Source organism: Candidatus Obscuribacterales bacterium (assembly GCA_036703605.1).
Lineage (GTDB): Bacteria > Cyanobacteriota > Cyanobacteriia > RECH01 > RECH01 > RECH01.
This window is the reverse complement of sequence record DATNRH010000646.1, coordinates 1-1054: the sequence shown is the minus strand read 5'-3', so window position 1 is coordinate 1054 and position 1054 is coordinate 1. Positions and strand designations below refer to the sequence as shown.

Genomic DNA, 1054 nt, shown 5'->3' with positions numbered 1-1054 from the left:
GGGGTCCTGACTATCACCTACCGGCAAGGACCTGATAGCGCCGGCAGGCATTTCTACCCCGTCGTCCGTGACCAACTTGAGGCTTGGGCACGCGACCGAGCATTGGTACCACTTCAGATCAATACAACAGCTGATCGTCTTGGCCGTCATGACGTCAGATGGGAGAGTCTTTGCTTCCGTCTTGCCGACGATGGAACAGGGGCTCTACCAACGCTGCGCCACATCATCGTCAATGATAACAAGGCATCTACCTACAAGCTGGCTCTCCTGCGCTGCCTCACCCATATAGCCGAAGGCAACCCTGGTATGGTTATAGCTCGTACAGACGAGTGGGTTGAGATTCCTCTCGGCTTGGTAGCGCTATATTGGATCAGGATCTATCAGCCACTACTTCTACAGCATAATTTGAGGCAGTCTCCAGGCTCCAAAGGCCTAGGTTTTGCGAACGACGGATTTAAGTCCCTGGCCACTATATCTCCAAATGACTTCCGTGTTGGTCAGGCACTCGGCAGTTTTGACTTACGAAAGATCATGACCTCAGCGCTACGTGCTGCCAGCCGAACGATAGCCATCATGCCGGCCCACTTCATCACGTGGCCAAACACTAACAAGCAGATTTTTCAGGCAGAGGCGAAAAGCCCCGGGCGGCAGTTCATCGGCAGGTTGGATAAGGAGTCACTAGCTTTTTTTGGTCGCTTGAGAATCCCGGCAACTCTTTGGGACTGTCTAGGCCGATATGCCTGCTGGGTAGAGCCCGCCATTCTTCATGAGTGGGCCCAGCTAATGCAGCTCTACAACCCAGATCAAGACACCGGGTTGCTGCATCAAGCATTAGCTTGGAGAGAAGGCAGGCGAGATACTGGCCTGATACGAAACTTGGTGGATCAGCGCCTGGCCAAACATGACGAATTACGTTGTGCTTGGTCTGACAGAAGGCTAACCAGGAAAAATTACGAGGTTGACCACTATTTTCCTTGGTCGCGATGGGCCAACAATGACCTATGGAACCTACTACCGGTTACCACTATCGCCAATGCTTCGAAAGCTGAAAAAC

Annotated in this window: 1 protein-coding gene; it reads left to right on the top strand. The window is 52.6% G+C overall.

Annotated elements, in window-relative coordinates; genetic code table 11:
• Nucleotides 1-102 precede the first annotated feature (102 nt).
• On the top strand, nucleotides 103-1054 hold a 952-nt coding region (locus V6D20_13520; GenBank protein HEY9816799.1), incomplete at its 3' end, for an HNH endonuclease domain-containing protein.